Source organism: Streptococcus suis (assembly GCF_002964045.1).
In the GTDB taxonomy this organism is placed as follows: Bacteria; Bacillota; Bacilli; order Lactobacillales; family Streptococcaceae; genus Streptococcus; species Streptococcus suis_U.
This window is the reverse complement of sequence record NZ_POPB01000594.1, coordinates 1-335: the sequence shown is the minus strand read 5'-3', so window position 1 is coordinate 335 and position 335 is coordinate 1. Positions and strand designations below refer to the sequence as shown.

Annotated in this window: 1 protein-coding gene; it reads left to right on the top strand. The window is 41.2% G+C overall.

Translation table 11 applies throughout. The features are described from left to right. The coding region (rplS, locus tag C1E99_RS13050) for a 50S ribosomal protein L19 (RefSeq protein ID WP_105207746.1) at positions 1 to 219 on the top strand (219 nt) is incomplete at its 5' end. Positions 220 to 335: the final 116 nt, after the last annotated feature.

Genomic DNA, 335 nt, shown 5'->3' with positions numbered 1-335 from the left:
GAGGGTGTTGTTATCTCTCGTAAAGGTCAAGGCATCTCAGAAATGTACACTGTACGTAAAATCTCTGGTGGTGTAGGTGTTGAACGTACATTCCCAATCCACACTCCACGTGTTGATAAGATTGAAGTAGTACGTTACGGTAAAGTACGTCGTGCTAAATTGTACTACCTACGTGCATTGCAAGGTAAAGCAGCACGTATCAAAGAAATCCGTCGTTAAGATAGTCCCGCAGACTATTTTGATCGGAGAATGGGAGGCAGCGAAAGCTGTCTCTCTTTTTTTATCTGTTGAAAAAGTACCAAATTGTGAAAGCAGTGGTAAAATGGATTGTTTTT